We start from the raw sequence: 24,114 nt of genomic DNA, 5'->3' as shown, positions 1-24,114 counted from the left end.
GATTCATTCCTTGTTGTTAGAAGAGTTGTTTGACCCAAACGATTTCCCGTGTTTCAAGATGAGGGATGATTTCGTTGACAACTATTCGCTGATAATGTTCCGAATTTCTGTGAGCTTCCACAGCCAGTTCGTCGGCGTATGTTTCGTGAAGGATGAGTTCCCCGGGATTCTGCTCTGATTGATAAACCGCATACAACTTGTTTCCGGGTTCTTGTTGAGTCTGCGCTGCCAGTTCGGGGAGAAATTTCAGGACATCGGCTAGTTTGTCTTCCCTGATCTTCCATTTGACGATGAGTGTTTTTTCCATGATTGTGTGTTTAAATCTATGACACAAATCTCCGGATGTTCTGGCTTAAAAAAATTGATCTATGGTAATTTCGGATGAAAGTGGTGCTGTTTTTACAAAAAGTATTTCCATTTGGGTCAGTTGTAAGGTGATTCTCCCGCAAATCCCGACGAATATAGTGTCGGGACAAGTTACACAAATTAATTGCTTGCCTACTTCTGAAGAGTCGTCTCGCGTAAATAGCGTGTAGTAATCCGCGGATCTAATAAACGATAACGTTTACGTGGATTGCTTACTCATACGCGAGTTCTGCGCGCAGTCTGCTCAGACTTTCAGGCGTAATTCCCAAATACGAAGCCAGGTGATAATTCTTGATATTCGCTTCAATATTCGGGTAAGTCTTCAAAAAGGTCAGGTATTTTTCTTTGGCGGTCATAGCAAGATCAGACAGGATGCGCTTCTGAAAACTGGCAAAAAACCGTTCCATTTTGACCCGGAAAAAGGATTCAACCGATGGAATTTTCGAATACAAATCCTCCATGTTTTCCCGGGTGATCCTGTATACCACGGCATTTTGAACGCATTCGATGTTCAACAAAGCCTTTCCTCCGGTAAAAAAGGCGGTGTAATCACTGATCCACCAATCTGAAACCGCAAACTGCAGCGTAATGTCTTTTCCCGCTTCTGTGAGGTAAAATGTCCGCAGGCATCCGCTGAAAACGTAATACTGTGCAGGAACGGATTGTCCGGCGTGTAATAAAATATCGCCTTTCTTCACAGGGATTTCTTCGAATGTGGATCCGATCACTTCCTGTTCTGAAGCAGAAAGAACCACTTCTTTGAAAATAGCGTCTACGGGAACAGTTTGCATCTGACTAAAATAGCGAATTATCTGTTCGAATGAGCAGAGATGATTTCCGTATCTTTGCTTCTCAATCAGGTTCATGCTTCGGAAATTATTCGGTTCATACAAACTCATTTTGCTTTACGGGATCTCACTCGCCGGATTGTTGTTTCTCATGCGCTGGCTCGAATTCCGTTTGCTGCTGATTGATCATGCTACCGAATTGTATGCCGGAGCGATTGCAGTTGTATTCACCGTACTCGGAATCTGGCTTGCACGCCATCTGACGAAACCCCAGACGGTGCTGGTCGAAAAAACAGTGTATGTGGGCAATACGGAAACGTTTGAACGCAACGAAGCCGTTATTGAACAATTGGGATTGAGCCGCAGGGAATTGGAAGTCCTTGAACTCATCGCCCGCGGATTGAGCAACCATGAAATGGCTGAACACCTGTTCGTGTCGCCCAATACGATCAAAACCCATTGTTCGAGGTTGTTTGAAAAACTGGACGTCAAACGCCGCACGCAAGCGGTGGAATCTGCCAAGCGTTTGGGAATTATTCCGCTCTAAAACGGAAAATCACCCGAAAGTATGAACGGGAAACGCCAGTCAAACAGCACTTTTGCTCAAATTTAAAAACAAAGAAGATGAAAAGAAATGTATTGGTTTACGGAACAATTTCCGGTTTGATTTCGGTGATTTGGGTATTGATTGCGATGACTGTGCTGCCGAAAAACATGCACATGACTCTCGGGATGGTACTCGGCTATACCTCGATGATTATTGCGAATATCTTTTTGGTGGTCGGAGTGAAAAACTACCGGGATAAGTACAACGGCGGAGTGATTACTTTTGGAAGGGCATTTACCGTCGGGCTTCTGATTGCCTTGATCGGTTCTACCATTTATGTACTTACCTGGCTGATTTATTTCTTCGGTGTAGGAACTGATTTTATGGAGTATTATTCGAACTGCATGCACCAGGAACTGGTGGCAAGCGGAGCAAGTGCAGTGGAAATTGCGAAGCAGGATCGCGAAATGCAGGAATTTATGATTAGTTACCAGAACCCGTTTTTCAATGCCGCGGTGACTTACATGGAAATTCTCCCGATGGGAATTTTGTTTACCCTGATTACTGCTTTGGTAATGAAGCGGAAAGTTCCGAAAGCGAATCACGCGAATTAATTAAAATTCTGCCTAATTTGGTGTTGTCATTATTTCATGCGGGATGAATCGAAACGGATTGCTTTTGCTGGTGTTACTGCTTCAGGTTGGTTTAAACCGGAACAATGTGCATGCCCAAACACCGGTACAAAACAAGGAACTGCGCACGGTACTTCACACGATTGCATCGAAATACAAGGCAACGGTTGGAGTGGGAGTGATCCATATTGAAAGCGGAGATACGGTGACTTTAAACAACGAAGTCCACTTTCCGATGCAGAGCGTTTACAAATTTCCCCAGGCATTGGCTGTAATGAACCAAATTGATCAGGGGAAACTGCGCTTGAACCAGGTTTATCACGTCACTAAAGCAGACTTACTGGATGAAACCTGGAGTCCGTTAAAGAAGAAATATCCTGAAGGGAATGTTGATTTAACGGTGGCAGAATTACTGGATTATTCTGTTTCGAAAAGCGATAACATTGCCTGTGATATCCTGTTTCAGCTGGCGAAAGGAACCAAGCCGGTCAATCAGTTCATTCATCAGATCGGGATTAAAAACATGGAAATTGTTGCTACGGAACACGAGATGCACAGCGATTGGAAAATTCAATACACGAATTGGAGTACCCCGCTGGAAATGGCGCGCCTACTGGAAGGTTTCCAACAGAAAAAGTACTTGTCAGATTCCAGCAACCTGTTTTTGATGAACTTAATGATCGAATCGACGAATGATCCGGGAAGAATCAAGGCATTGATTCCGGAAGGTACGCTGGTAGCTCATAAAACCGGTACTTCAGACAGCCGGAACGGAGTTTACGATGCGTGTAACGATGTAGGGGTGATCACACTTCCCGACGGAACACATGTGGCTTTGTCGGTTTTTGTCTCCAAATCTTCGGAAGGCTATGACGATACCCGGAAATTGATCGCTGAATTGGCCAAAGCGGTATACGATCATTATTCCGTCAACTGAAAACGTTGATTCCGAAACTTACAACAGAAATCGCGGACAAACAAACGAATGAAATACACGAAACTAAATAAGAATTGGCAGATTGCCCCGCAAGTTACAGAGGTTCCGGTTTCGGTAACGGATGAAACGCTTACCTTGACTTTTGAACTGGATGCCGATTCCTTTCCGCACATTGATGATGGCGACAAGGGAGTTTGTGCTTTTTCGGAAGTGTATGCCTACCGGATTGTTTCGATGAACCGGGAGGAATATGAAAACGGTGCATTCCGGTTCAAAAGCGATCAATTGTCCTGGGGAGCGTTTTATGAATTGCCCAATTCGACCTGGAAAAGTGATTTTCCTTCGGATAAGGTCGTCGTAAACGATTCGCTCAAAGGCACGAAATTGAAGCATTTTGTATTGTTTCTTCCGGACCGGATCGTTGAATGTTTGGCAGCCGAAGTTCGTTTTCGGTTTGATTATGCGGTTGCAGAAACCCTGGAAGAAAAGTACCCGAAAGGATATTTCAATCATTACCTGGCGCTGTTTTCGGCACATTTTAATCAATTGAACGTCGACAGTTATAAGGTATATACGAATTTGTATGTGCAGCTGGAAGGTAAAAAGGAATTGGAAGGATTGAAAGAAGAACTCAAAAAAATCAAAAGCAATCAGGATGTTGATTCCTATGTGAAAATTGCCAATTACAGCGGGATTCCGAATTTCGGGAGAAAACAACTGGATGAAATGATCCGGGTGGTTGAGGGGTATGATGCCGGGAGTAAATATGTCTCATGAAAGCTCCCGTTTCACCACAAATTTATAAAATGGTGTAAAAAGTCCGTTTTTACTGGCTTTTGAACACAAAACAACCAATCAATGACACACAAAAACGCAGCCGGACGCATGTTCCAGGATCTCACTTTCAATGTCAAAAGTGCGAAAGGAAAAAAACTCGAACAACTGATTGGGGTGGAAGACCCGGAAAACCCCGGGCGTGGCCCAATCCTGATCTACATCAAAATGGAAGGAATCAGCTGGTCGCAGTACTACCTGGATGTCTGCATCGGCGTATGGGAAAACTGGGGTGAGATTGAGCCGGAAGATGAAACTTCGGTTCACCGGAACTATGCCGCGAAATTCGATGTGGAAGGAAAAATGATCCGGTCGGTACAATGCAAAGACAGTGAAATCACGCTGGAATTTGAAACCGGGGAGAAATTGGTTCTCAAATACAAAGATCCGGATGACTGGGATGGCGACCTGGAAATGGTCAAAGTGCCGTAAAGCTGGAACTATGAACAAAAAACAGTAATTTCAGAGGGCGAAAAGACCTGCTGAACAAACAAATGGACGAATTAGAACACATCATCACCGAAATCATTTCCAGGAAACACCGGAACCTGTTTACCTTCCTGACCGGAGCCGGACTGTCTGCCGAAAGCGGCATCCCAACCTACAGGGGAAGTGACGGGATTTGGATCAAAGGCACGAAAAATTACCGCCCGGAGGAATTCGGAACCTTCAAACACTTCCTGGAAGAACCGGAAGAAGTGTGGATTTACACGCTCTACCGCAAGAAAATGTTTGCGGAAGCAAATCCGAACCCGAGTCACCATGCACTGGCGGAAATTGAAACGTTATTGCAGGATCGTTTTCAGCTCATCAGGCAGAATATTGACGGACTGCATTACCGGGCCGGAAGTCGAAAGATGTACGAAATCCACGGGAATATCCGTGAAATGAAATGCGGCGTAGGATGTAAAGGAATTTTGCCTTTACCGGAAGCCGTTGCTGTTAAAACGCTGGATGACGCATTGACGGAACCGGAGAAAGCTTTGTTGAAATGCCCTGCTTGCGGAGCATGGATGCGTCCGAATGTGTTGTGGTTCGATGAGTATTATGATGAGAAAACGCATAAGAAATTCAGTGCTCTGAAAGCTGCAAAGAACAGCGGGGTGTTGTTTATCCTGGGAACTTCGGGAGCGACTTCTCTGCCACTTGCGATTACGGAAACGGCTCTGAAATACGGAGCATTTATTATTGATGTAAACATTGAAGACAATCAGTTCACCGCATTGATTCAGAAGAATAAACGCAAGATCATTATCCGCAAGAAAACGAGTGAAGTATTGACCGTTGTTTTAGAGTTGATTCGAAAACACACTAATTTTGAAGAACAGGGAATCGATGAATAGATGTATTCGGGAAGCAGATGAAAGGAGACATTCGGAAAATAGTGGTAAACCAGGCGGAATATATCTACCGCGTTTCAGACAAATACGATCCTGAAACGGGACTGAATACGCTAACGGTAAAAGTGTTTTTGAAGGGAGTGAAGCGAACTCCGCTGATCATTTGCTTTTTGACCGAAGAAGATTACCGTGTGGGCCAGCGCCTGAACAAAAATGTACGATTGCTCCACAAACCGACCAATTCCGAGGAATGGGTAAACCTGAACGAACCGGGATATATCCGTCGTTTGATCGAATTGGGAATCGAACAAGGATGGAACGGAACAAACAAACTGGAAATTCAAAACGGAATGACTTATTTGACCGAATTGGGTTATGATGTAAGCGAAATGGAAGCTGAAGTAGAAAGACGGCTTCAAACTAAACGGATGAGAAGCTAAGTGCTTCAAAACAATATGAAAAAGAATTCAGAATACGAAAAAATGCCGAAAGCTTTCTCCAAACTGGGATTAAGCGAAAAGGCCATGAATGAAGTGAATAAGGTGAAATGGGTGGTGACCGAAAAGGTTCACGGCGCCAATTTCAGTTTTGTATACGAGGACCGCAAGTTGCTGTTTGCAAAGCGAAAAGATTACCTGAGCTGGGAGGACGACTTTTTCGGATTTCAGCAGGTAGTAAATGAACGGGAAGACGCCGTTTTGCAGTTATTCGAGCAATTGAGTCTGGACGTTCCGGCAGCTAAATACATCCTGTACGGAGAACTGTTCGGTGGAGAATACCCACACCCGGATGTTCCGAAAGATGAATATGTGGAAGCCATTCAAACGGGCATTTACTATGCTCCTTCGGTGGATTTTTGTGCGTTTGATCTGGCTTATGAACTGAATGGGGAGAAGTCTTATCTGGACTATGACAAGGCAATGGATTACTTCGAAAAATCCGGAATCCTGTATGCAAAACCAGTGATGATCGGGAAGCTGAATGAAGTGCAGGATTTCAATATCCGCATCAATTCCGGGATTCCCGCTCAGCTAAATCTGCCTGAACTGGAGCACAATCTGATCGAAGGAGTGGTGATTAAACCGCTTCATCATCAGCATTTACAAAGTTTGGATTTCCGGCCGGTGGTCAAGATGAAAAACCCGGAGTTTGACGAGGAAAAGAAATTCCACGAATCGGAGAAATGGTCGTTCACCAGGAAAATTCAATCGAGATCGGAAGAATTGTCTTTCATTCTGGAAGAATTGAGTACCTACATCAATGAGAACCGCTTGCAAAGTGCCGTCTCCAAAACCGGGAAAATAGACCGGGAAAATGAAGTGCGCATGCAGCAACTCCGGGAAGAAGTTGCAAACGATGTCTGGACGGATTTTGATGAAAACAACAACGGGTTATTATCTGATTTGACTTCAGAACAACAGGATTGGCTGCGCAGGAGAATAGAGGTACAAGTACTGGATTTACTGAACAAATGAGTGCAATTGAATTCATCAAACAGGTACGAAATACTTTGGGAATTGGATTGTCGGAAGCAAAAGAGCTGATTGAGGAGTTCGAATTTCCCGACAAGGCGATAGCGGCCTGGCATCAATTGCAGGAGCAAAAACATCAGGAGGAAGAAGCGCGTGAATATGTAGACCCGAAATCATGGAAAAATCACTGGTACTGGAAATTTCGCCCGGTTGAGGAGGAAGATTTGGGACAATTGAAGATGCTCACCCCAAATTACTGCCGGCAATTGTGGAGCAAATTTGTGACGGAAGAAAGTGATCACCTGATGCGTTCTGATGTGGAACAGCATTGGAAAATCCGGAAAGTGGAACGGGTAAAAGGTTATAATTGGGAAACCGACAGCGATGAGAATCAACTTCGGGGACTTGGAGACTTTTTGAATCCATACCTGAACTGGAACCCGGAAGATGTGGTGTATTTGTTTTTTGGCAGGTATTCCGGATTCCAAATGACCTGGGAATTGTTTTTGAAATACAGTCATCCTTTGCTTTTTCACTCTTATGGAGATGTATTGGTGAATGTGAACGATGCGAAAGTGGTCATTTTTGAAGAACACGGATATGTACGTATTGGAGAAAGACGTGATTTTCTGGGTAGTTTCCAAAATAAACTGAGGACGTAATATTGCGGAATTACGTCCAGAAAAAAGACGTAACAAATCCCGAAAAAATTCAACAGAACAAAGAACTAAAACATGATAACAAAAGAAGAAACAATCGCATTATTCCGCCGAAATGACTGGGAAGGCTGGATCAATCTCGTAGAGATTATTTTCGACGGAAAGCCGGACGGAATCGTCATTCGGGAAGTGTGGGACAAATACGCGGAACTCCGTGTTTACTACGACGGCGACGACAAAGTGTTTTCCAACCTGGTCAACACAGTGGGATTTATCAGCCGGAAAATGTGCCAGAAATGCGGGAAAAGCGGTCGACATGTTCAGATCGATGGCTGGGAAAAGATCCTGTGTGATGAGCACTTTGATGCGACGGAAGCAAAAAACAAATTTGCCAATGAATGGTTTCATCCGGAGAATAAAGCAATTACCAGCCAGCGCCTGGCGCAGGTAGCGCTTTTGGTTGCAGATTACGATGAAGCACTGATTTTCTACACGGAAAAACTCGGGTTCTACCTCGAAGAAGACACACAACTTACGGAAACGAAGCGCTGGATCGTGGTTGCACCTTTGACGCATCACCTGGCAACGCGGATCGTCTTTGTGAAAGCCAAAACGGAAGCAGAACTGGCAGGGATTGGAAACCAGGCAGGTGGGAAAGTCGGATTTTTCCTGTATACGGACAACATCGAACGCTACTTTAACCGCCTGCGTGAAAACGGGGTAAAAATCATCCAGGAACCGCTGGAACAGCCTTGGGGAAAAGTCGCTATTTTCGCAGATTTGTACGGGAACCTGTGGGATTTGATTGAAAAGAAACACGGTTGGTAAGTACAAAATAAGTTTATGGAATGTTGGAATCAACGACATCTTAAGAGTACTTCTCGATAAGAATTCTGATGATTCGAATAAGTCACGCGATATAAATCGGCGGAATTTGCGGGAGAACATTAAAAAGAAAAACTACATGAAACCAATCATATTTTGTGCCCTCGTCCTGTCGTGCTTTATCTCATTTTCACAAGAAGGCTACAAGTTCATTGATCAGGCAGAAAAACAAATCGAAAAAGGAAACTACAAAAAAGCCTCCAAATTGCTGGATAAAGCCGATTCTGCCGATTCTGCCGATTATGGATTTTGCGGTCTTGCCTGGATTGAGGCCCGTTGGACAATTACTGCTAACCGAACAAAAATCCGGGCAGCCAAAGGAGAATATTTGGAAGCAGCTAACGAGCTAAACAGCATGACTTTCTATCTGGATTATGGGATGGATATCTTACGCATGAAGTATTACATTCAGGCTTTGGGAAAAGAACGGATTAAACGCGATATTGATTCGTGCCTGGAATCCATGACCAGTATCGATACCGTAGACTGGACGCTTTCAGAAGAGTTGTATCTGAATGTGGGGTTTAGCGAAAAGCCCTATGGAATTCCTTACGATACCGTTCGGCTCATTTACATGCAAACGTTTTCACCCCTTGCAGCAGACAAGGACAAGCCCTTAATCGATCGTTTTCGCATAGCCGTGAGAAATCAGGAGTTTTACAAGTTGTTGACCAGTCAGTAGATTCCTTTTTTGTTTTTAGGTAATTAACCAAAAACTTCTGTGTTATCTGCGAAATCAGCGGGAGAAAAGCTATTTTAGTTGTGTACAATTCCCGCACGGATGCAAAAAGTATTTCATTTTTTAATCGGATTGGTTTTCTGGATTCAGATTGTGCTGTCTCCGTTACTGATCGGTTCGTTGATCGGCGTAATTGTTTATGTCAACAATACAACATCTACCGGCCTGGTAATCGCTGTTTTGATTGGGTTGGCAGGACTCGTCACCGGGATTTTGTGGGCAACCAGAGTTGCACGAAACCACGGAACCAGCTGGTACATGTCACGTGTGATGGCAACTCCCGAATTGGACAAAAAGAAAGACGAAACACCTGCAAAAACAAACGAATCTGAAAAATGAAAAAGATTGTTCCTTTAGCGCTGATTTTCATCATCGCTGCATGTAGTCAGAATACTGAAAAAACAGCTGCAAAACCAGCTCAAACTGACGAGCAGCCCGCCATCGTATCAAGAGATGAAACTCCTGCGCAGGAGAACGAGACAAAATCCGATACACTGGTTGCGCTTGAACTGCTCAAAAAAGACAGTAAAAACGTCTATGAAAAATACGGAATCGATTTTACGGGTTTTTGCTATGCCTGTGATGTGGCCGATATTGTGATTGAAAACAAACAGATTCGCCTGGTAAACGCCTGTGACAAGGAAATTGTGGAAACATTCCCGATTCTAAAATCAACGGTGACGAAAGAAGGAATGACATTCCAAACCAAAGCGTGTACATTTGAGTTTCAATGGATCGAATCGGTTCCTGTCTACGAGTTGAAAATTACGGGGAATATCCAACGGAATGACAACTTACGGATTAACCGGTATTTCACCATACCACAAGCAGTTCCACGCTTCGAGGTTCACGATTGCGGCGATTTTCAGGGGTAAGACGCTTTTATAGATGGCTTTGCGCCCTTTGCTTCTTTGCGGTAAAGAGAATAATTTAAAAAGGCAGGGTTTTTGCTTAAGTCCAATATCAAATAAATACGTAATGAAACACTTTTTACTATTCATAATGACTTTCCTGTTATCTACGGGAATTCAGGCACAAACCAAGCTTTACAAAGGAAACTCCACGAGTTACTCCGATTGTTTGTTCACCATCAGCGGGTCGAAAATCTATCACGGAAACTCAACCAGTTATTCGGATTGCGCCTTTACACTGAGCGGAGATAAGATTTACCGTGGGAATTCCACCAGTTACTCCGATTGCCTGTACACCATTAGCGGAAATAAAATCTACAAGGGAAATTCTACGAGCTATTCCGACTGTTTGTACACAATAAGTAACGGAAAGGTGTATTTCGGGAATTCAACCAACTATTCGGATTGTATGCTGACGATCAGCGGAAAAAAGGTCTACAAGGGAAATTCCACCAGTTATTCCGACTGCCTTGGGACTGCGAACGAAGAACTCCCGATTACAACAATCGCAATACTTCTCGGAAATTATTAAGGGGGATCAATCCTGTTTCCACACGTTTAAAAACAGAAATAAGTATCTTGTGGTTTCATTTCAAAACAGACGATGAAACGACTTGTTTTTTTGCTTTTACCCTTTGCCGCAGCGGCCCAACTCCAGCCGGTTGATTATGTGAATCCATTGATGGGAACGGATTCCAAAATGGAATTGTCCAATGGAAACACTTATCCGGCTGTTGGATTGCCCTGGGGAATGAACCTCTGGACGGCGCAAACGAACGTGATGGGAGATGGTTGGGCTTACCAGTATGGAGCAGACAAAATCCGCGGATTCAAACAAACGCATCAGCCTTCGCCCTGGATGAATGACTACGGTCAGTTTGCCATCATGCCCGGAAGCGGAAGACCTGTTTTCGATCAAAACGAACGTGCAAGCTGGTTCTCACATAAATCAGAAACGGCAAAACCGCATTATTACACCGTTTACCTGGCAGATTGTGATGTCACGACAGAAATTACACCAACCGAACGTGCGGCCGTTTTCCGTTTCACCTTTCCCAAAAGCGATAGTTCATTCCTTGTAATCGACGCACTGGATCGCGGATCGTATGTGAAAGTCTATCCCAAAGAGCGTAAGATTGTTGGATATACGAAGCGCTATGCAAGAGGAAAACTCACCAATTTCAAAAATTACTTTGTCATTTACCTGGATCGCGATATAGACTTTTATTCCCTTGTTTCCAATGGAAAACGGGGAGCAACAGGCGATGAATCGGCATCCAATCATTCGGGAATTGTGGTCGGATTCAAAACCCGGAAAGGCGAAAAAGTGCATGTGCGAACCGCTTCGTCCTTCATTTCGTTCGAGCAGGCAGAACTGAACCTGCAGCGGGAAGTTGGAAGTAAAAGTTTCAATGAAGTGTTTCAGTCAGCTGAAAAAGAATGGAATAAACAATTGGGTAAAATCGAAGTTTCCGGAGGAACAGACGAGCAACTACGTACGTTTTATTCCTGTTTGTACCGAACCTTGTTTTTCCCGAATAAGCTGTACGAAATCGATGCGGCGGGAAAAGAAGTACACTGGAGTCCGTATAACGGGCAGGTTCTTCCCGGAAAAATGTTCGGAGGAACCGGGTTCTGGGACACATTCCGGGCACTTTATCCCTTGCTGAACCTCGTTTATCCGGAAATCAACCGCGAAATGCAGGAAGGATTGGTCAATGCTTACCTGGAAGGTGGTTTTCTGCCGGAATGGTCGAGTCCCGGCTATTCCGATATCATGATCGGGAACAATTCGGCTTCAGTTGTTGCAGATGCCTATATCAAGGGATTGCGAGGTTATCCGGTCGAAAAACTCTACGAAGCACTGCTTCACGGAGCAAATAATGAAGGCCCGGTGAGTGCGGTAGGACGTTTGGGCGTGAATTATTACAACAAACTGGGCTATGTTCCCTACGATGTAAAAATCAATGAAAATGCCGCCCGGACACTCGAATATGCCTACGATGATTTTGCGATTTACCAGTTGGGAAAAGCATTGAACCGCCCGAAAAAAGAATTGGAAATTTACGCAAAACGCTGCCAGAATTACCGCAACCTCTTTGATCCGGCTACCGGCATGATGCGCGGGAAAAACGAAAACGGCCAGTTCCAGTCACCATTTAATCCCTTCAAGTGGGGAGATGCGTTTACGGAAGGGAACAGCTGGCATTACACCTGGTCTGTGTTTCACGATGTACAGGGACTGATTGATCTGATGGGTGGAAAAGACCGTTTTGTGGCGAAACTGGATTCCGTTTTTTCACTTCCCCCGGTTTACGACGACAGTTATTATGGCGGCATGATTCACGAGATCAAAGAAATGCAGATTGCCAATATGGGGCAGTATGCACACGGAAATCAACCGATCCAGCACATGATTTACCTGTACAATTATGCCGGAGCACCCGGAAAAACCCAGTATTGGATTCGGGAAGTGTTGAATCGCTTGTACAAACCGACTCCGGATGGTTATTGCGGAGACGAAGACAACGGGCAGACTTCGGCCTGGTATGTATTCTCAGCACTCGGATTTTACCCGGTTTGTCCGGCAACGGATGAATATGTGCTCGGTGCACCTTTGTTCCCGAAAGCGCTGATACACCTGGAAAACGGAAACGAGATCGTATTGAATGCTCCGCAAAACAGTGCTGAAAATCGCTATGTTTCGTCGCTCCAATGGAATCAGGCAGAATATACGAAGCTGTTCGTCAAACATTCCGAATTACTGAAGGGAGCAAGGCTTGATTTCAACATGACAGCAACGCCGGGAATTGCACGCCAGTTTGTTCCGGCAGATTTTCCGTATTCCTTTTCCGTTGAAAACCCGTTTAGAAAGAAATAACTTCAGATGATTTGAGGGCTTTATTGTCGTGAGGGAACAGTCCTTTACGAAACGTTTAAACACACGATTATAAATTTGTAAAAATGTGTTGAAAGCCCGTAATTCGAATGAAACAGAAATGAAAGACAATGGATAAAACGAACCAAAAACAGCTCTCGGGGCAATTAGCCAAACACTTGCGCGATGTCCATTTCGGCGGAACCTGGACAACTGTGGATTTGAAAGCCACCTTGTCAGATGTGAGCTGGGAAGAAGCAAAAATGAGCATGTACGGAATTCATTCCATTGCTGCACTCATGTTCCACATGAGCTATTACCTGGGAGTCATGATCACGGTTTTGGAAGAAGGAAAATTAGTGGGGAAAGATGAATTGAGCTGGATTCTACCACCGATTGAAAGCCAGGACGCGTGGGAACAATTGCAGCTGAACATTTGGAAAGAGGCCGAAAAAACAGCGAATTTGGTTGAAAACCTTCCCGATGAAGCATTGACTGCCGGTTTCGTAGACCCGAAATACGGAACAAATTACCGGAACATTGCCGGAATGATCGAGCACATGCACTATCACCTCGGGCAGATTGTGCTGATAAAAAAACTGATCAGACAAGCATAGAAATGGATTTTTTTGAAGCAGAAATTGAGTTGATCGGGATTAATCCGTTTGTGTTTGTTCCGGATGAAATCCTGGAACGCATCTTTCAGCAGGCAGGAAAAAGCAAAGGTCCGGTTCGGATTAAGGGACAGATCAATGGTAAAGATTACCGGCAGACACTCGTAAAGTTTAGTGGAGAATGGCGGCTTTACATCAATACGCAGATGCTGGAAAACTCGCCCAAACGCATCGGTGAAACCGTTTCCCTGACTGTGATTTTTGATCCCGAAGAACGAACGGTGGAAATGCATCCGAAATTAGCAGAAGCCCTGCAGAACAACCCGGAGGCAAAACAGGTTTTTGAAACCCTGACACCTTCCCACAAACTGGAAATTGTGCGCTACATTGCCAATCTCAAAACCGAAGAAAGCGTAGTGAGAAATGTAGAGAAAGCACTCAATTACTTATTGGGGAAAGAACGTTTTGTGGGGCGAAGTATGATAAAGTGACGAAACGACTAGAACTATGGCAACGAATAAAACCAATGAAACAGATCAGGATGTGTATGCATTCATTGACGCCTTTACCACTTCGGAGCAAAAACGAAAAGACAGTCTTGAGTTGATCGCATTGCTGACAAAAATTACGGGGTATGAACCGAAAATGTGGGGGCCGAGCATCATCGGCTTCGGAGCGTATCATTACAAATATGCCAGCGGACATGAAGGAGATGCGCCATTGATGGGATTTTCTCCCAGAAAAGCAGCTCTTTCGCTCTATGTCTACACCGGATTGCCCGAACACCAACATTTGCTCGAAGGACTGGGGAAATTTAAAATGGGAAAAGTCTGCGTTTATGTCAATAAACTCTCCGACATCCATATGGAACGCCTGATTCACCTGATGGAATGTACCTTCGCTTATATGAAAGAGAAATACGAATAGTTTTTAACGCAAAGGGTATTGTTTGAAACGATGTCCAAAGAAATAGTCCTCTTGACACAGAAAAACATTTAGTCAATAATTCTTCATCTGCGTTCCTTGGCTGGAAATAAAAACGTCGTAATCTGCGTAATCCTTGAAATCAGCGGCAGACACGTTATTAACTTTTCTTAATTGGAATTCAACCTCAAATGCGGTAACTTGAAAGATGCAATTCTAAAATTCAGGTTATGCGATTAAAACAATTACTTTTCAGCGTTGCATGTGTTGTTTCAGTTTCAGTCCGGGCGCAGGTTTCCCAACAGATCGGTTCTACCACCGTTTGGATTGATACCCTGACAACCGATGTAACTATTCCGTGGGAAATGAAAGTGGAAGGGGAGGATTATTTGTGGGTAACGGAGCGGGGCGGTTTGGTCAGTCGCATTCATCTGGGCACGGGAACCAAAACCGTGGTGCTGGATTTGACAGCTGACGTGCATACGGTCGGGGAGAGCGGTTTACTCGGTTTCACTTTCCATCCTGATTTTCCCGGAACACCGGAAGTTTTCCTGGTGTACACCTACGGGCCGGAAGACAGCAACGGCTATTTCAAAGAACGGTTGGTGAAATACACCTTCAACGGGATCGATCTGGAGAACCCGGATATCCTGCTGGACAACATCCTGGCTTGGGCCAATCACAACGGTTCACGCCTGCACTTTTTACCCGACAACACACTGCTGATGTCGACCGGAGAATGCTCCGTGCAGGAACTGTCGCAGGATTCCAGCTCGCTTTCAGGGAAATACCTGCGTTTGAATCCGGACGGATCGATTCCTGCCGACAACCCGGTTCCGGGATCGTATGTGTACACCATGGGACACCGCAATTCGCAGGGAATTTGTGCCTTGCCGAATGGAAAAATCCTGGTTTCGGAACACGGACCTTCGACAGATGATGAACTCCAGGTACTTGAACCCGGGAAAAACTATGGCTGGCCGCTAATTCACGGTTTTTGTGATGAAAGTTTTGAAAATGCTCCCTGTGCGACAGGTTTGTACCAGGAACCAATTCATGCCTGGACTCCGACGATTGCGACATCAGACCTCGTTTTTTATGAAAACCCGGCATTCCCGGAATGGAACAACCGCGTGTTGATGACAACCCTGAACGGGCAAAAACTTGTTGCGATGGAACTGGATGCGCAAACAACTGCTGTGGTCGATGAAGTGCTTTACCTACAGGCGCAATTCGGACGTTTGAGAGACATTGCAATCGGGCCGGACAAGGAAATCTACCTTGCAACCAATTCAGGTCAGCACCCGATTATCCGGATTGTGCCGCCGACAACGCTTGGATTGAATGAACCCGAAACAGGAGACGAAGTTTCCATTGTTCCGAACCCAGCGGGTAATACGATTCGTTTGTCTGTGCCGAAAGCTGCGGATCTGGTCACGATTTATGACTTAAGCGGGAAAATCGTGTGGCAGAAAACAGGGCTTCAAAGTGGCGAAGAAATGGAGATCAGCCATTTGGGGCAAGGTACGTATCAGGTCGAAGTGCAGCTAACGGAAACCGGAAAAGTGTACCGGCAAAAACTGATGAAATAAGGTTTTATTCCTTGTGGTGGTCCGAACTTTTCCTTCATTTGTAAAAAATACAGAGAAGTATCTTTATGGAGAATGAGGTGCTCATTACCTCTCTGAAGTTTACATCGATGGACAGTTGGTGCATAAAGCGGAACGAACTGATTCATTGAAAAATCGAAATGGAGAATTGAAAAGAAAGAAGGTGGTATTCGTATTAGTAAAAGATCCTTCTACTTTTCCATTTTCAATTCTGCATTCTACATTTAGATGTTGTATCTTTCGATTTTAAAAACAAAGCCATGATTCATAGAACATTACTTGCAGTTTGTGCAATGACCCTCAACACCTTTTTATTCCATGCTCAAACGTTGGTATTCCAGGCAAAACCGGTCGGGAGTAAAACCTGGGGCTATGCCGATGTCAACGGGAAATTCATCATCCCGGCGCAGTTTGAAAAATGTTATGAGTTTTCATCCAACGGATTAGCGATTGTTTACGATCCGAAAAGCCGTCAGCATTCCATCATTGATTTGGAAAATAACAAGCTCAAAACCGAAAAACCGGATTTCAAGATCAAAGACGGACTGGGATTTAATGCGAGTAAATTTCAAAATGGATTACTGCTCGTAAAAATCGGCGATAAGTGGGGATACATGGATACCGAAGGGAAAATGGCAATTCCGGCGATTTACGATGATGGGAATGATTTTACGGAAGGTTTTTCTACAGTAAAAAAAGGCGGTAAACTAATCATCATTGATACGAAAGGAAAAGAAATCGAACCGGCAGTTGCGGCAATGGATATCAAAGATTTTTCCGAAGGATTGGCCCCGTTCCGGGCAATGGACAAAAAATTCGGGTTCGTAAACGGCGAAGGAGAAATGGTTATTCCGGCACAGTTTGAGAGTGTGGGATATTTCTCTAACGGACTGGCATGGGCAAAAACAGCCGATAAAAAACTGGGATACATCGACAAATCCGGAAAATGGGTGATCGAACCTAAATTTGAAGCCGGGAAAGAGTTTGATGTCAAAAGCGGGCTGGCCCGTGTAAAACAAGGCGATCAATGGCTCTACGTGAACAAGAAAGGAGAGATTGTAACCATTTCCGACACCGAATCCTGGGGCGATTTTTCCGAAGGACTGGCTGAAGGAAAAAAAGGCGCATTGAGAGGATTTTACAATGCAAAAGGCGAATGGGTGATCAAACCGCAGTTCGAAGACGTGCGCAAATTTCAGAACGGATATGCTGCGGCAAAATTTAACGGAAAATGGGGAATAATCGATAAAAGTGGAAAATGGGTGGTAGAACCGCAATTTGAAGCCGTAAAAGATATTATTTTAGTGAAATAATACACTAAAAACTCGTTTATGTTTCAAACCGGAAAAATACTTTCGTCACTGATCATTTTGCTATTTGTTTCCCTGAAGGCTGAAGCCCAGATGGATGACCACTTTTATTTTCCGTCGAAAGACTGGAAGGAAATTGATTCCGTGAAAGTGAAGGAATTGAAACAAAAGGCAGGTGAAGAAACAGTAACGGCTTACCTGTTGTCGAATGTGGCTAAACCAAAAGCAACGATCATCTACTTCCACGGAGCAGGAGGAAACGTATCGAATTATGTGCAATTTGTGCGTCCGTTGTTGAAAGACAGTTTCCAGTTGTTTATGGTCGACTTGCGTGGTTACGGGAAATCTACCGGGAAACCTACACACCTCAATGTGGCATCCGACGGACAAATAATGTTCGACCTGGCTTTACGTCAAAAAGAAATCAAGAATACCAAAATCATTCTGTGTGGTGTTTCGATGGGAACACAGGTTGCGGCACACCTGGCGGCTGGGAACGAAAGTAAACTTACTGCGCTGATCCTGGACGGGACCATCGCTTCCTTTACGGATATTGCTGTTGCAACGTCTGATCCGAAACAGGAAAACACAATCCGCCAGTTTATCGTATCGCCTTATTCCGCAAAAGAAGACATTGGTAAACTGACCAAAATTCCGGTGTTGTTTGTTCATTCGAAAGAAGATTCCGGCGTTCCGTTTGCGCAATATGAACTAGTTGAAGCAAATTGTGTAACCAAACACGATACACTGGTTTATACCGGGGAGCATTTGGAAGGACCGCTGGTTGATCCCGAAAAGTATGTGCTGATGGTCAATCAGCTGCTGAAGAATTAACGTTTGTCAATCAGCCTGCGAGCCATGAAAACCGTGTTTGTCATCCTATTGTTTTTCCTGTTTTCGGGCCGTGTTTTACTGGCCCAGAATGCGCCTGTTTATTATCGAACGGAGCACAAAAGCTACTTTTTTGAACTCTCCGAAACTGGTTGTACGGTTTATGAAATCCTCAAATATGGCGGTTTGTGGGAAACCCAGGTATTGATGCAGGAGCATCCGCTCACCCAACCGTCAGATAGTATTGGGGTGTTGTACCGGAATAAAGTGTATGCCGTTTCGTATGATCAAAACCGGTTTACCTTATCGAAAGTGAAGGGTAATGGAAAAATTTCAACGAAGAAAACGTACGTAGCAACGAAAATGGACGATCCGGTTTTTGTTTACAACGCACTCAACCTGGATTATTGGGGAGATTTGTACGATAAAACCGTTACACAAGTCGGGTTGCATTACCCGGATTTCAACGGAACTTATTATAAATATTACCGCAGAAATCTGCCGGAGTTGAATTTTACGGAAGCACCGGAGGTTTTCAGACCACTTGCAGATGAGGCAAAACTGGCGCTGCGCGATAGCCTGATGCGGACAAATGAGCATTGTAAGGATTTGAAAGATTCGGTTCGAAATCACTTGCACAGCATTGATCTGGCCAAATTCAAATCCATTTATGTGCAGTTCCCGATGGGGTCGTATGAATATACGAGCTACCTCCGGGAAACGGTCAACCTGGTGGCAGAGCAGCGTCCGGATTTGTTTTACGGCCTCGCGGATGAAATGCCCACGGAAAAAGAGCATTTGTTTTCGATGGTTTCGTATGCGAAAGACACTAAAAAAGCACTGAAGGAAGATCAAACGAATATTCCGGTCAAAAAAGAATACTTCAAATACCGGAGGATTACACGTCTGAAAGAAGGATTGGTACTAACTGCCGCAACCATCATACAAGTGGGACTGGTTACCGGTTTGGTGAGTTTATTATTTATTTAGAATAAATGAGTATTGCAGATCAACTGGCATCCGCGTTAGGGCGGAGGGATGAAGTACCGAACCAGGAGTTGGCTTCGAAAATAGCAGCTTCGGGAGATGTTTCTGCCGTGGAAGAATTAGTGACATTGCTGAGTGCGAAGAATAAAGACCTTCAAAGCGACAGTATTAAGGTGTTGTACGAAATCGGTGCAGTAAAACCGGAGTTGATTGCGAAATACATTTCCGTATTCCTGGATTTGCTGGAGTCGAAGAATAATCGGTTGCAGTGGGGAGCAATGGCTGCTTTGGAATCGGTGGCAGGAGAAGCGCCGAAACAGATTTATGAAGCATTGCCGCGTATTGCGGATGCAGCTGACAAAGGTTCGGTAATTACCAAAGACGGTGCGGTAAACATTTTTATAAAATTGTGTGGAATCTCTGATTTTGCTGGAAGTGCGTTCCCTTTATTAATCGAACAATTTCGCAAGAGTCCCACCAACCAGCTTCCCATGTATGCCGAAAGAGCAATGCATCTGATCACCAAAGAAAACCGGGAACTTTTCGTCAATTCATTGAGTGCCAGACTGCATGAAATCGACAAGGAATCCAAACGCAAACGAGTAGAAAAAGTCATCCAAAAAGTGAGTAAGATCAAATAAACAACAAATACCTAAATCAATGAAATACCTGCTGACCATCTTATTGTTTGTTACTTTGCCCGTTGTTGCACAGAAAACATTACAGGCTTCTTTTGGAGTCCATCAACACCATCAATACGTTTTTCAGCCGGATGGAACCTGCAGGGAAATTTTTGCCGGAAAACAGAAAGATTCAGTCCTGCTAAGGCCGTATACTTTGGAAAACAACCGGATTGTGCTGGAAGAGGAATACGATGGCATTTTCCTTCCGTTCAAATATTTTGTGCTCACGAAAGATTCTTCTCTGCTCGATTTGGAGCAGCTAAATACCTATCCAATCAGTACTTCCGGCAGAATCGGGATGGAAAGGCGGATGGATCTGCTCAGCAACAGAAACCTGAACACCGCTTTAGATTTACAGGTAAAAGAATTGAAAGATTCGGTGGAAATGCAGGAAGACCAATACGCGGTAAGAGTTCAGGCAGTGTTGGTCAACAAAGGAACAGATACAATCCGTGTATTGGAAATGACCTGCTCAATTGACGATTTCTTCACGAGCAGTTCGCAAGAAAATAAAGTGATGCCAGTCAAATTGTGCTACAGTAACTATCCTGTGATTGTTGCGATTCCCCCGAAAGACTCCGTGAGTTATGAATTCCTGGTAAAACGCTCAAAACGGGAGACCATGCTCCGGATCGGGTTTTACGCCCTTTCTCCCAATGAATACCTCTCGGAACGGGATTTGTGCCGTTATCATTATCAGAACAGAAAAGAAGGGGAGCTGATCTGGAGTAATCTCATTCACCTGTAAATTAACATGTATGATTGTATTTGCTATTTTCTATGTCGCATTCCTGCTGGATTTTTTCAGTAAAAAGCAACGACCGGTTTCTGAAAAAAGAACGAAAGTGATCCATCGGGTTCATATCTCCACTTTGGTGCTGGTCATCGCCATTCTCTGGATGAGGCGCTACGGGATGTCGTTCCGCGGCTACCGGACAGAAGAAGCAATTTGGTGGCTCTTTTATTTTTCAGCTTTGAGTATCCTGAATTCAGGAAGCTCTGTTTTTTTGAAAGGAATCCGGAAAGTCTATTACAGCATGTTCCTGTTTTTTCCGATCCTATTAGCCTTTCTGCTGTTCATTCCGATCTTAGGGTTGTCCATTGTGGGGGTTGTTAAAAACGAGTTTTTCGGCGAATTCGGACAAGTGCGCTATTCGGATAGCCATTACCGGATCGAACGTCCGGCTGCGGTTGGAGTATTGGGCTCACCACCTGAGCATGTGTATCTGATTGTGAAAAAAGGAATCTTTGAATACCAGGATCAGTGGTTGCATGGGATCAATGACCAGGAAGTAATGGGGTATCACATAACGAAAAAAACATCCAAAGAAATTGAAGTTGAAACGGTGAAAAACAAAACCGGGAAATACCGGAGAGACACGATCCTGGTGCACTTGAACAATTAAAACACCTTCTTTACCGCTAAAAACACGCTCATTACCGTGAATTCAATTGACAATCAGGGATTCAGTGTACATTTCTGCTTCGGAAGAAATTCCGGAAGTAATAACCTGTTTTTATATAAAGAACTAAAACTGGTGAAGTTCAGTCTAATCGTACAACTACGTAAATTGAGATGAAGGTTGAAGGAGTGTGTGAGAAGCACTCCTTTTTTATGAAATTTTAAAGAATCAACCGGTACGGAATAACGAATTTTTTGTATCTTGCTGTAACATAAACTGAAGCCGTAATTATATTAATTATTGGTGAAAGATGGAAAAGATGAAACTTCTGTTGTTCGGTTTATCTGTGTGGTTATTAGGCAACAATAATTTACATGCGCAAAGCGCGCTTCCCGTTTCGGGAGAATCAAATTCAACGTTTTTAGTGGTGCATTCCAGTCCGAATTCGGATTACATTACTCTTGAATTGCTGGGGGTGAAGCAGGCACAATCTTTCCAGATCTTCGGATCAGACGGAAAAGAAGTGTACCAGGGACGAATCAGCGGAACACAATTAATCGAAGTGTCGACCTGGAATTCCGGGACATACTACGTGATCTGCGGTGCTCAACGTGAAAAACTTTCCGTAAGCAGGTAAATGGTACGACCACATAGGTCACATAAAAACACATAGGAATGGATTGTAATTTCGTATCATGATTGTTTGTGTGAATCGGTGCGAATTGATGTATCTATGTTCTTGTTCGGCTAAGCTCATGCCGAAGTCTGCGGAAAATAAGTAAAACGTTAACCGCTAAGCGGATGTCGTTCTGATAAGTTATACCTTCCTGCATCACGAGCGGGATCAGCGGGAAAAACACCAGGGTTCACTCGTGGAAACAGTTAGCCTGAAATACACAAAATTTAACGTTCCGGGTCATGTTGGTTGCCGCTTCGTTCCGTAATTTTAGGGCATGAAACAAATCAAATATTCCGTCCTGGATTTATCCATGATTACCAAGGACGGCAACGCAGCAACAGCCATTCAGCGAACAGTAGAATTAGCACAAAAAGCAGAAGAACTTGGTTACGAGCGCATCTGGCTTGCAGAACACCACAACATGGAGTACATTGCAAGTTCGGCTACCTCCGTATTAATCGGACACGTGGGATCGAAAACAAAAGCTATCCGCGTTGGTTCCGGTGGAATTATGCTTCCCAATCACGCTCCATTAGCAATTGCAGAACAGTTCGGAACCCTCGAAACCCTCTACCCGGGAAGAATTGACCTCGGGCTGGGAAGAGCACCCGGAACAGATCAGCAGACAGCGATTGCCCTGAGAAGAGGCGATCTGAATACGGCATACCAGTTCCCGAAAGATGTGATCGCTTTGCAAAACTATTTCAGCGCGGAAAACAAAAAGTCCATGGTAAGAGCATTTCCGGGAGAAGGACTCAATATTCCGATCTGGATTTTAGGTTCGAGTACCGACAGTGCCTACCTGGCGGCAGAAATGGGACTTCCCTATGCGTTTGCATCACATTTTGCGCCAAAACAATTCAGACATGCCCTGCAGATTTACCGGCACAATTTCCAGCCGTCCGAATACCTCGACAAACCGTATGTATTGGCTTGCGTGAACGGAATTGCGGCAGATACGGACGAAGAGGCAGAATTGCTATCCATGAGTTTGTACCAGCTCTTCTCCGGAATCCTGACCAATGCACGAAAACCGCTTTCTCCGCCGATCCCGAATCTGCTGGATTCCTGGCCGCAGGAATTGATTGATGCGGTGAATGGGATGACAGCCTGCACCTTTGTCGGAAGCAAAGATTCCCTGATTCAGCAATTCAGTCAGTTTATTGATGGAAACCAGGTAGATGAGATAATGATTGCCGGGAATATCTTCGATGCGGAGAAACGCCTGAAATCTTACCAAATCCTGTCGGAAGTTTTTGATGCGATCAATCAATCGTAGTGTGGCGGAAAATCACTAGTTTGCGAAACTAAAGTTGTTTATTCATGAGAAAGTCCGCTTATTGGCTGTCAGGCGCGTTTTTGCTTACAATGCTTACATCCTGTGGAAATTCAACGACTCCAAAAGCGGTTCCGGACAAAGAACCGCTGGTTGATGCTGTTTCCTGGGAGACGAAAAGTGTTCATGCCGAAACGCTGAAAAAGTTCAAAGCATTGGTGTTTGATACCTTAAAAGTGTTTTATGACTATGGAAGTAAGGCCTTTTCCGGCAAAGAATTGACCTTGCAAGAAGCCAAATTGCTTCCGATCGGGATTGAAGAGAATTACTTCGGGAAGTTGTCGGGAGTATATGCCTGCGGACGATTTGATATCGATGAGAATCGTTTGGGACTCATTGCACGAACGCCTTCCGAGTACGAATCTTCATCCGTTCAGCTGTTCTTTTTCGACAAACAGAAAGATCAGTTCCTTCCCGAATACATCCAATTGGGAGAAGTATTCGGGGATGCCGGAGATGCATTTATAAAGACATCCTGGTTGTTCAGAAAGGATAAAAAACAGCTCCAGGCGTTGGTGTATGCTTACAGTTCATACAACCATGAAGTGGAAGACACGACGGATCATACGGTGGACGAATGGAGGGAATACGCCCTGCTGGATTTTTCAAAGCCGAAAACCGATACGCTTTCAACGAATTCAAAGGTGTTGACCAAACGCTTTCGAAAGGTTTTAAAGGGAGAAATCTGATGATTTTCCCAAAAAGTGATTCCTAATTCAAACGAATTGACTAAGTTCATGTACTGAAAA

The 24,114-nt window shown here is 44.3% G+C and carries 30 protein-coding genes; 28 read left to right on the top strand and 2 right to left on the bottom strand.

Annotated features, from left to right (window positions below; translation table 11 throughout):
* Positions 1-16: 16 nt before the first annotated feature.
* Positions 17-307, bottom strand: a complete 291-nt coding sequence (locus ABDV94_RS04840; RefSeq protein ID WP_343605247.1) for a putative quinol monooxygenase — start codon at positions 305-307, stop codon at positions 17-19.
* 271 nt (positions 308-578) lie between these two features.
* Complete coding sequence (locus ABDV94_RS04835) at positions 579-1,157, bottom strand: Crp/Fnr family transcriptional regulator (RefSeq protein ID WP_343605245.1); 579 nt, start codon at positions 1,155-1,157, stop codon at positions 579-581.
* Positions 1,158-1,230: 73 nt separating this feature from the next.
* On the opposite strand from ABDV94_RS04835, the gene ABDV94_RS04830 reads away from it, so the two are divergent.
* The 28 genes from ABDV94_RS04830 (at position 1,231) to ABDV94_RS04695 (ending at position 24,054) form a co-directional block, all read left to right on the top strand.
* Complete coding sequence (locus ABDV94_RS04830) at positions 1,231-1,701, top strand: LuxR C-terminal-related transcriptional regulator (RefSeq protein WP_343605244.1); 471 nt, start codon at positions 1,231-1,233, stop codon at positions 1,699-1,701.
* A 77-nt stretch (positions 1,702-1,778) separates the two neighbouring features.
* Complete coding sequence (locus tag ABDV94_RS04825; RefSeq protein ID WP_343605243.1) at positions 1,779-2,315, top strand: DUF4199 domain-containing protein; 537 nt, start codon at positions 1,779-1,781, stop codon at positions 2,313-2,315.
* Between the two features lie 43 nt (positions 2,316-2,358).
* Entirely contained in the window at positions 2,359-3,270 is a 912-nt protein-coding gene (gene bla / locus ABDV94_RS04820; protein ID WP_343605241.1) for a class A beta-lactamase, subclass A2, read from the top strand.
* A gap of 48 nt (positions 3,271-3,318) precedes the next feature.
* Positions 3,319-4,047 (top strand): hypothetical protein, encoded by a 729-nt coding sequence (locus ABDV94_RS04815; RefSeq protein WP_343605240.1) that lies wholly within the window; start codon positions 3,319-3,321, stop codon positions 4,045-4,047.
* Positions 4,048-4,128: 81 nt separating this feature from the next.
* Positions 4,129-4,536, top strand: coding sequence for a hypothetical protein (locus tag ABDV94_RS04810; protein ID WP_343605238.1), 408 nt, complete (start codon positions 4,129-4,131; stop codon positions 4,534-4,536).
* Positions 4,537-4,598: 62 nt separating this feature from the next.
* Entirely contained in the window at positions 4,599-5,447 is an 849-nt protein-coding gene (locus ABDV94_RS04805) for a Sir2 family NAD-dependent protein deacetylase (protein WP_343605236.1), read from the top strand.
* Positions 5,448-5,464: 17 nt separating this feature from the next.
* Positions 5,465-5,884 carry a hypothetical protein gene (locus tag ABDV94_RS04800; protein WP_343605235.1) on the top strand — a complete coding sequence of 140 codons (420 nt, stop codon included), beginning with the start codon at positions 5,465-5,467 and terminating at the stop codon, positions 5,882-5,884.
* Between the two features lie 15 nt (positions 5,885-5,899).
* On the top strand, positions 5,900-6,919 hold the full coding sequence (locus tag ABDV94_RS04795) for an RNA ligase family protein (protein ID WP_343605233.1): 1,020 nt from the start codon (positions 5,900-5,902) through the stop codon (positions 6,917-6,919).
* On the top strand, positions 6,916-7,578 hold the full coding sequence (locus tag ABDV94_RS04790) for a DUF2947 family protein (protein ID WP_343605231.1): 663 nt from the start codon (positions 6,916-6,918) through the stop codon (positions 7,576-7,578). Before ABDV94_RS04795 ends, ABDV94_RS04790 begins: the two co-directional genes overlap by 4 nt.
* Positions 7,579-7,650: 72 nt before the next feature.
* Positions 7,651-8,403, top strand: a complete 753-nt coding sequence (locus tag ABDV94_RS04785) for a VOC family protein (RefSeq protein WP_343605230.1) — start codon at positions 7,651-7,653, stop codon at positions 8,401-8,403.
* A gap of 136 nt (positions 8,404-8,539) precedes the next feature.
* Positions 8,540-9,142 (top strand): hypothetical protein, encoded by a 603-nt coding sequence (locus tag ABDV94_RS04780; RefSeq protein WP_343605228.1) that lies wholly within the window; start codon positions 8,540-8,542, stop codon positions 9,140-9,142.
* A 99-nt stretch (positions 9,143-9,241) separates the two neighbouring features.
* On the top strand, positions 9,242-9,538 hold the full coding sequence (locus tag ABDV94_RS04775) for a hypothetical protein (protein WP_343605226.1): 297 nt from the start codon (positions 9,242-9,244) through the stop codon (positions 9,536-9,538).
* The gene (locus ABDV94_RS04770; protein ID WP_343605225.1) at positions 9,535-10,074 is read left to right on the top strand and encodes a hypothetical protein; all 540 of its coding nucleotides are present in this window, start codon (positions 9,535-9,537) and stop codon (positions 10,072-10,074) included. Before ABDV94_RS04775 ends, ABDV94_RS04770 begins: the two co-directional genes overlap by 4 nt.
* Before the next feature lie 103 nt (positions 10,075-10,177).
* Positions 10,178-10,642, top strand: coding sequence for a hypothetical protein (locus ABDV94_RS04765; RefSeq protein ID WP_343605224.1), 465 nt, complete (start codon positions 10,178-10,180; stop codon positions 10,640-10,642).
* Positions 10,643-10,714: 72 nt separating this feature from the next.
* Positions 10,715-12,991: a GH92 family glycosyl hydrolase gene (locus ABDV94_RS04760; RefSeq protein ID WP_343605222.1), complete on the top strand. Its 2,277-nt coding sequence runs from the start codon at positions 10,715-10,717 to the stop codon at positions 12,989-12,991.
* A gap of 128 nt (positions 12,992-13,119) precedes the next feature.
* Complete coding sequence (locus tag ABDV94_RS04755; RefSeq protein ID WP_343605221.1) at positions 13,120-13,605, top strand: DUF1572 domain-containing protein; 486 nt, start codon at positions 13,120-13,122, stop codon at positions 13,603-13,605.
* Positions 13,606-13,607: 2 nt separating this feature from the next.
* The gene (locus ABDV94_RS04750) at positions 13,608-14,093 is read left to right on the top strand and encodes a YdeI/OmpD-associated family protein (protein WP_343605220.1); all 486 of its coding nucleotides are present in this window, start codon (positions 13,608-13,610) and stop codon (positions 14,091-14,093) included.
* Between the two features lie 16 nt (positions 14,094-14,109).
* Entirely contained in the window at positions 14,110-14,529 is a 420-nt protein-coding gene (locus ABDV94_RS04745; RefSeq protein ID WP_343605218.1) for a DUF1801 domain-containing protein, read from the top strand.
* A gap of 227 nt (positions 14,530-14,756) precedes the next feature.
* Positions 14,757-16,118, top strand: a complete 1,362-nt coding sequence (locus ABDV94_RS04740) for a PQQ-dependent sugar dehydrogenase (protein WP_343605216.1) — start codon at positions 14,757-14,759, stop codon at positions 16,116-16,118.
* Between the two features lie 278 nt (positions 16,119-16,396).
* Positions 16,397-17,449: a WG repeat-containing protein gene (locus ABDV94_RS04735; protein WP_343605214.1), complete on the top strand. Its 1,053-nt coding sequence runs from the start codon at positions 16,397-16,399 to the stop codon at positions 17,447-17,449.
* Positions 17,450-17,467: 18 nt separating this feature from the next.
* Positions 17,468-18,280 (top strand): alpha/beta hydrolase, encoded by an 813-nt coding sequence (locus tag ABDV94_RS04730; protein ID WP_343605212.1) that lies wholly within the window; start codon positions 17,468-17,470, stop codon positions 18,278-18,280.
* A gap of 24 nt (positions 18,281-18,304) precedes the next feature.
* The gene (locus tag ABDV94_RS04725; protein WP_343605210.1) at positions 18,305-19,267 is read left to right on the top strand and encodes a hypothetical protein; all 963 of its coding nucleotides are present in this window, start codon (positions 18,305-18,307) and stop codon (positions 19,265-19,267) included.
* A 5-nt stretch (positions 19,268-19,272) separates the two neighbouring features.
* Positions 19,273-19,905, top strand: a complete 633-nt coding sequence (locus ABDV94_RS04720; RefSeq protein WP_343605208.1) for a hypothetical protein — start codon at positions 19,273-19,275, stop codon at positions 19,903-19,905.
* Between the two features lie 19 nt (positions 19,906-19,924).
* On the top strand, positions 19,925-20,695 hold the full coding sequence (locus ABDV94_RS04715) for a hypothetical protein (RefSeq protein WP_343605206.1): 771 nt from the start codon (positions 19,925-19,927) through the stop codon (positions 20,693-20,695).
* A 10-nt stretch (positions 20,696-20,705) separates the two neighbouring features.
* On the top strand, positions 20,706-21,353 hold the full coding sequence (locus ABDV94_RS04710) for a hypothetical protein (RefSeq protein ID WP_343605204.1): 648 nt from the start codon (positions 20,706-20,708) through the stop codon (positions 21,351-21,353).
* A 307-nt stretch (positions 21,354-21,660) separates the two neighbouring features.
* Positions 21,661-21,987, top strand: a complete 327-nt coding sequence (locus tag ABDV94_RS04705; RefSeq protein WP_343605202.1) for a T9SS type A sorting domain-containing protein — start codon at positions 21,661-21,663, stop codon at positions 21,985-21,987.
* A 316-nt stretch (positions 21,988-22,303) separates the two neighbouring features.
* Complete coding sequence (locus ABDV94_RS04700) at positions 22,304-23,308, top strand: LLM class flavin-dependent oxidoreductase (protein ID WP_343605200.1); 1,005 nt, start codon at positions 22,304-22,306, stop codon at positions 23,306-23,308.
* Positions 23,309-23,352: 44 nt separating this feature from the next.
* Positions 23,353-24,054, top strand: a complete 702-nt coding sequence (locus ABDV94_RS04695; protein WP_343605198.1) for a hypothetical protein — start codon at positions 23,353-23,355, stop codon at positions 24,052-24,054.
* Positions 24,055-24,114 lie beyond the last annotated feature (60 nt).

The sequence above is a fragment of the Fluviicola sp. genome (genome assembly GCF_039596355.1).
In the GTDB taxonomy this organism is placed as follows: Bacteria; Bacteroidota; Bacteroidia; order Flavobacteriales_D; family Crocinitomicaceae; genus Fluviicola.
This window is presented reverse-complemented; position numbering and strand designations above follow the sequence as displayed.

What these genes read in the sequence shown, in the direction of transcription:
- ABDV94_RS04840 (WP_343605247.1), bottom strand. Translation starts at nt 307, where the DNA reads ATGGAAAAAACACTCATCGTCAAATGGAAGATCAGGGAAGACAAACTA.
- ABDV94_RS04780 (WP_343605228.1), top strand. Translation starts at nt 8,540, where the DNA reads ATGAAACCAATCATATTTTGTGCCCTCGTCCTGTCGTGCTTTATCTCA.
- ABDV94_RS04785 (WP_343605230.1), top strand. Translation starts at nt 7,651, where the DNA reads ATGATAACAAAAGAAGAAACAATCGCATTATTCCGCCGAAATGACTGG.
- ABDV94_RS04730 (WP_343605212.1), top strand. Translation starts at nt 17,468, where the DNA reads ATGTTTCAAACCGGAAAAATACTTTCGTCACTGATCATTTTGCTATTT.
- ABDV94_RS04755 (WP_343605221.1), top strand. Translation starts at nt 13,120, where the DNA reads ATGGATAAAACGAACCAAAAACAGCTCTCGGGGCAATTAGCCAAACAC.
- bla (WP_343605241.1), top strand. Translation starts at nt 2,359, where the DNA reads ATGAATCGAAACGGATTGCTTTTGCTGGTGTTACTGCTTCAGGTTGGT.
- ABDV94_RS04695 (WP_343605198.1), top strand. Translation starts at nt 23,353, where the DNA reads ATGAGAAAGTCCGCTTATTGGCTGTCAGGCGCGTTTTTGCTTACAATG.
- ABDV94_RS04760 (WP_343605222.1), top strand. Translation starts at nt 10,715, where the DNA reads ATGAAACGACTTGTTTTTTTGCTTTTACCCTTTGCCGCAGCGGCCCAA.
- ABDV94_RS04815 (WP_343605240.1), top strand. Translation starts at nt 3,319, where the DNA reads ATGAAATACACGAAACTAAATAAGAATTGGCAGATTGCCCCGCAAGTT.
- ABDV94_RS04735 (WP_343605214.1), top strand. Translation starts at nt 16,397, where the DNA reads ATGATTCATAGAACATTACTTGCAGTTTGTGCAATGACCCTCAACACC.
- ABDV94_RS04705 (WP_343605202.1), top strand. Translation starts at nt 21,661, where the DNA reads ATGGAAAAGATGAAACTTCTGTTGTTCGGTTTATCTGTGTGGTTATTA.
- ABDV94_RS04805 (WP_343605236.1), top strand. Translation starts at nt 4,599, where the DNA reads ATGGACGAATTAGAACACATCATCACCGAAATCATTTCCAGGAAACAC.
- ABDV94_RS04795 (WP_343605233.1), top strand. Translation starts at nt 5,900, where the DNA reads ATGAAAAAGAATTCAGAATACGAAAAAATGCCGAAAGCTTTCTCCAAA.
- ABDV94_RS04710 (WP_343605204.1), top strand. Translation starts at nt 20,706, where the DNA reads ATGATTGTATTTGCTATTTTCTATGTCGCATTCCTGCTGGATTTTTTC.
- ABDV94_RS04765 (WP_343605224.1), top strand. Translation starts at nt 10,178, where the DNA reads ATGAAACACTTTTTACTATTCATAATGACTTTCCTGTTATCTACGGGA.
- ABDV94_RS04775 (WP_343605226.1), top strand. Translation starts at nt 9,242, where the DNA reads ATGCAAAAAGTATTTCATTTTTTAATCGGATTGGTTTTCTGGATTCAG.
- ABDV94_RS04825 (WP_343605243.1), top strand. Translation starts at nt 1,779, where the DNA reads ATGAAAAGAAATGTATTGGTTTACGGAACAATTTCCGGTTTGATTTCG.
- ABDV94_RS04770 (WP_343605225.1), top strand. Translation starts at nt 9,535, where the DNA reads ATGAAAAAGATTGTTCCTTTAGCGCTGATTTTCATCATCGCTGCATGT.
- ABDV94_RS04790 (WP_343605231.1), top strand. Translation starts at nt 6,916, where the DNA reads ATGAGTGCAATTGAATTCATCAAACAGGTACGAAATACTTTGGGAATT.
- ABDV94_RS04740 (WP_343605216.1), top strand. Translation starts at nt 14,757, where the DNA reads ATGCGATTAAAACAATTACTTTTCAGCGTTGCATGTGTTGTTTCAGTT.
- ABDV94_RS04715 (WP_343605206.1), top strand. Translation starts at nt 19,925, where the DNA reads ATGAAATACCTGCTGACCATCTTATTGTTTGTTACTTTGCCCGTTGTT.
- ABDV94_RS04725 (WP_343605210.1), top strand. Translation starts at nt 18,305, where the DNA reads ATGAAAACCGTGTTTGTCATCCTATTGTTTTTCCTGTTTTCGGGCCGT.
- ABDV94_RS04745 (WP_343605218.1), top strand. Translation starts at nt 14,110, where the DNA reads ATGGCAACGAATAAAACCAATGAAACAGATCAGGATGTGTATGCATTC.
- ABDV94_RS04800 (WP_343605235.1), top strand. Translation starts at nt 5,465, where the DNA reads ATGAAAGGAGACATTCGGAAAATAGTGGTAAACCAGGCGGAATATATC.
- ABDV94_RS04700 (WP_343605200.1), top strand. Translation starts at nt 22,304, where the DNA reads ATGAAACAAATCAAATATTCCGTCCTGGATTTATCCATGATTACCAAG.
- ABDV94_RS04830 (WP_343605244.1), top strand. Translation starts at nt 1,231, where the DNA reads ATGCTTCGGAAATTATTCGGTTCATACAAACTCATTTTGCTTTACGGG.
- ABDV94_RS04720 (WP_343605208.1), top strand. Translation starts at nt 19,273, where the DNA reads ATGAGTATTGCAGATCAACTGGCATCCGCGTTAGGGCGGAGGGATGAA.
- ABDV94_RS04835 (WP_343605245.1), bottom strand. Translation starts at nt 1,157, where the DNA reads ATGCAAACTGTTCCCGTAGACGCTATTTTCAAAGAAGTGGTTCTTTCT.
- ABDV94_RS04810 (WP_343605238.1), top strand. Translation starts at nt 4,129, where the DNA reads ATGACACACAAAAACGCAGCCGGACGCATGTTCCAGGATCTCACTTTC.
- ABDV94_RS04750 (WP_343605220.1), top strand. Translation starts at nt 13,608, where the DNA reads ATGGATTTTTTTGAAGCAGAAATTGAGTTGATCGGGATTAATCCGTTT.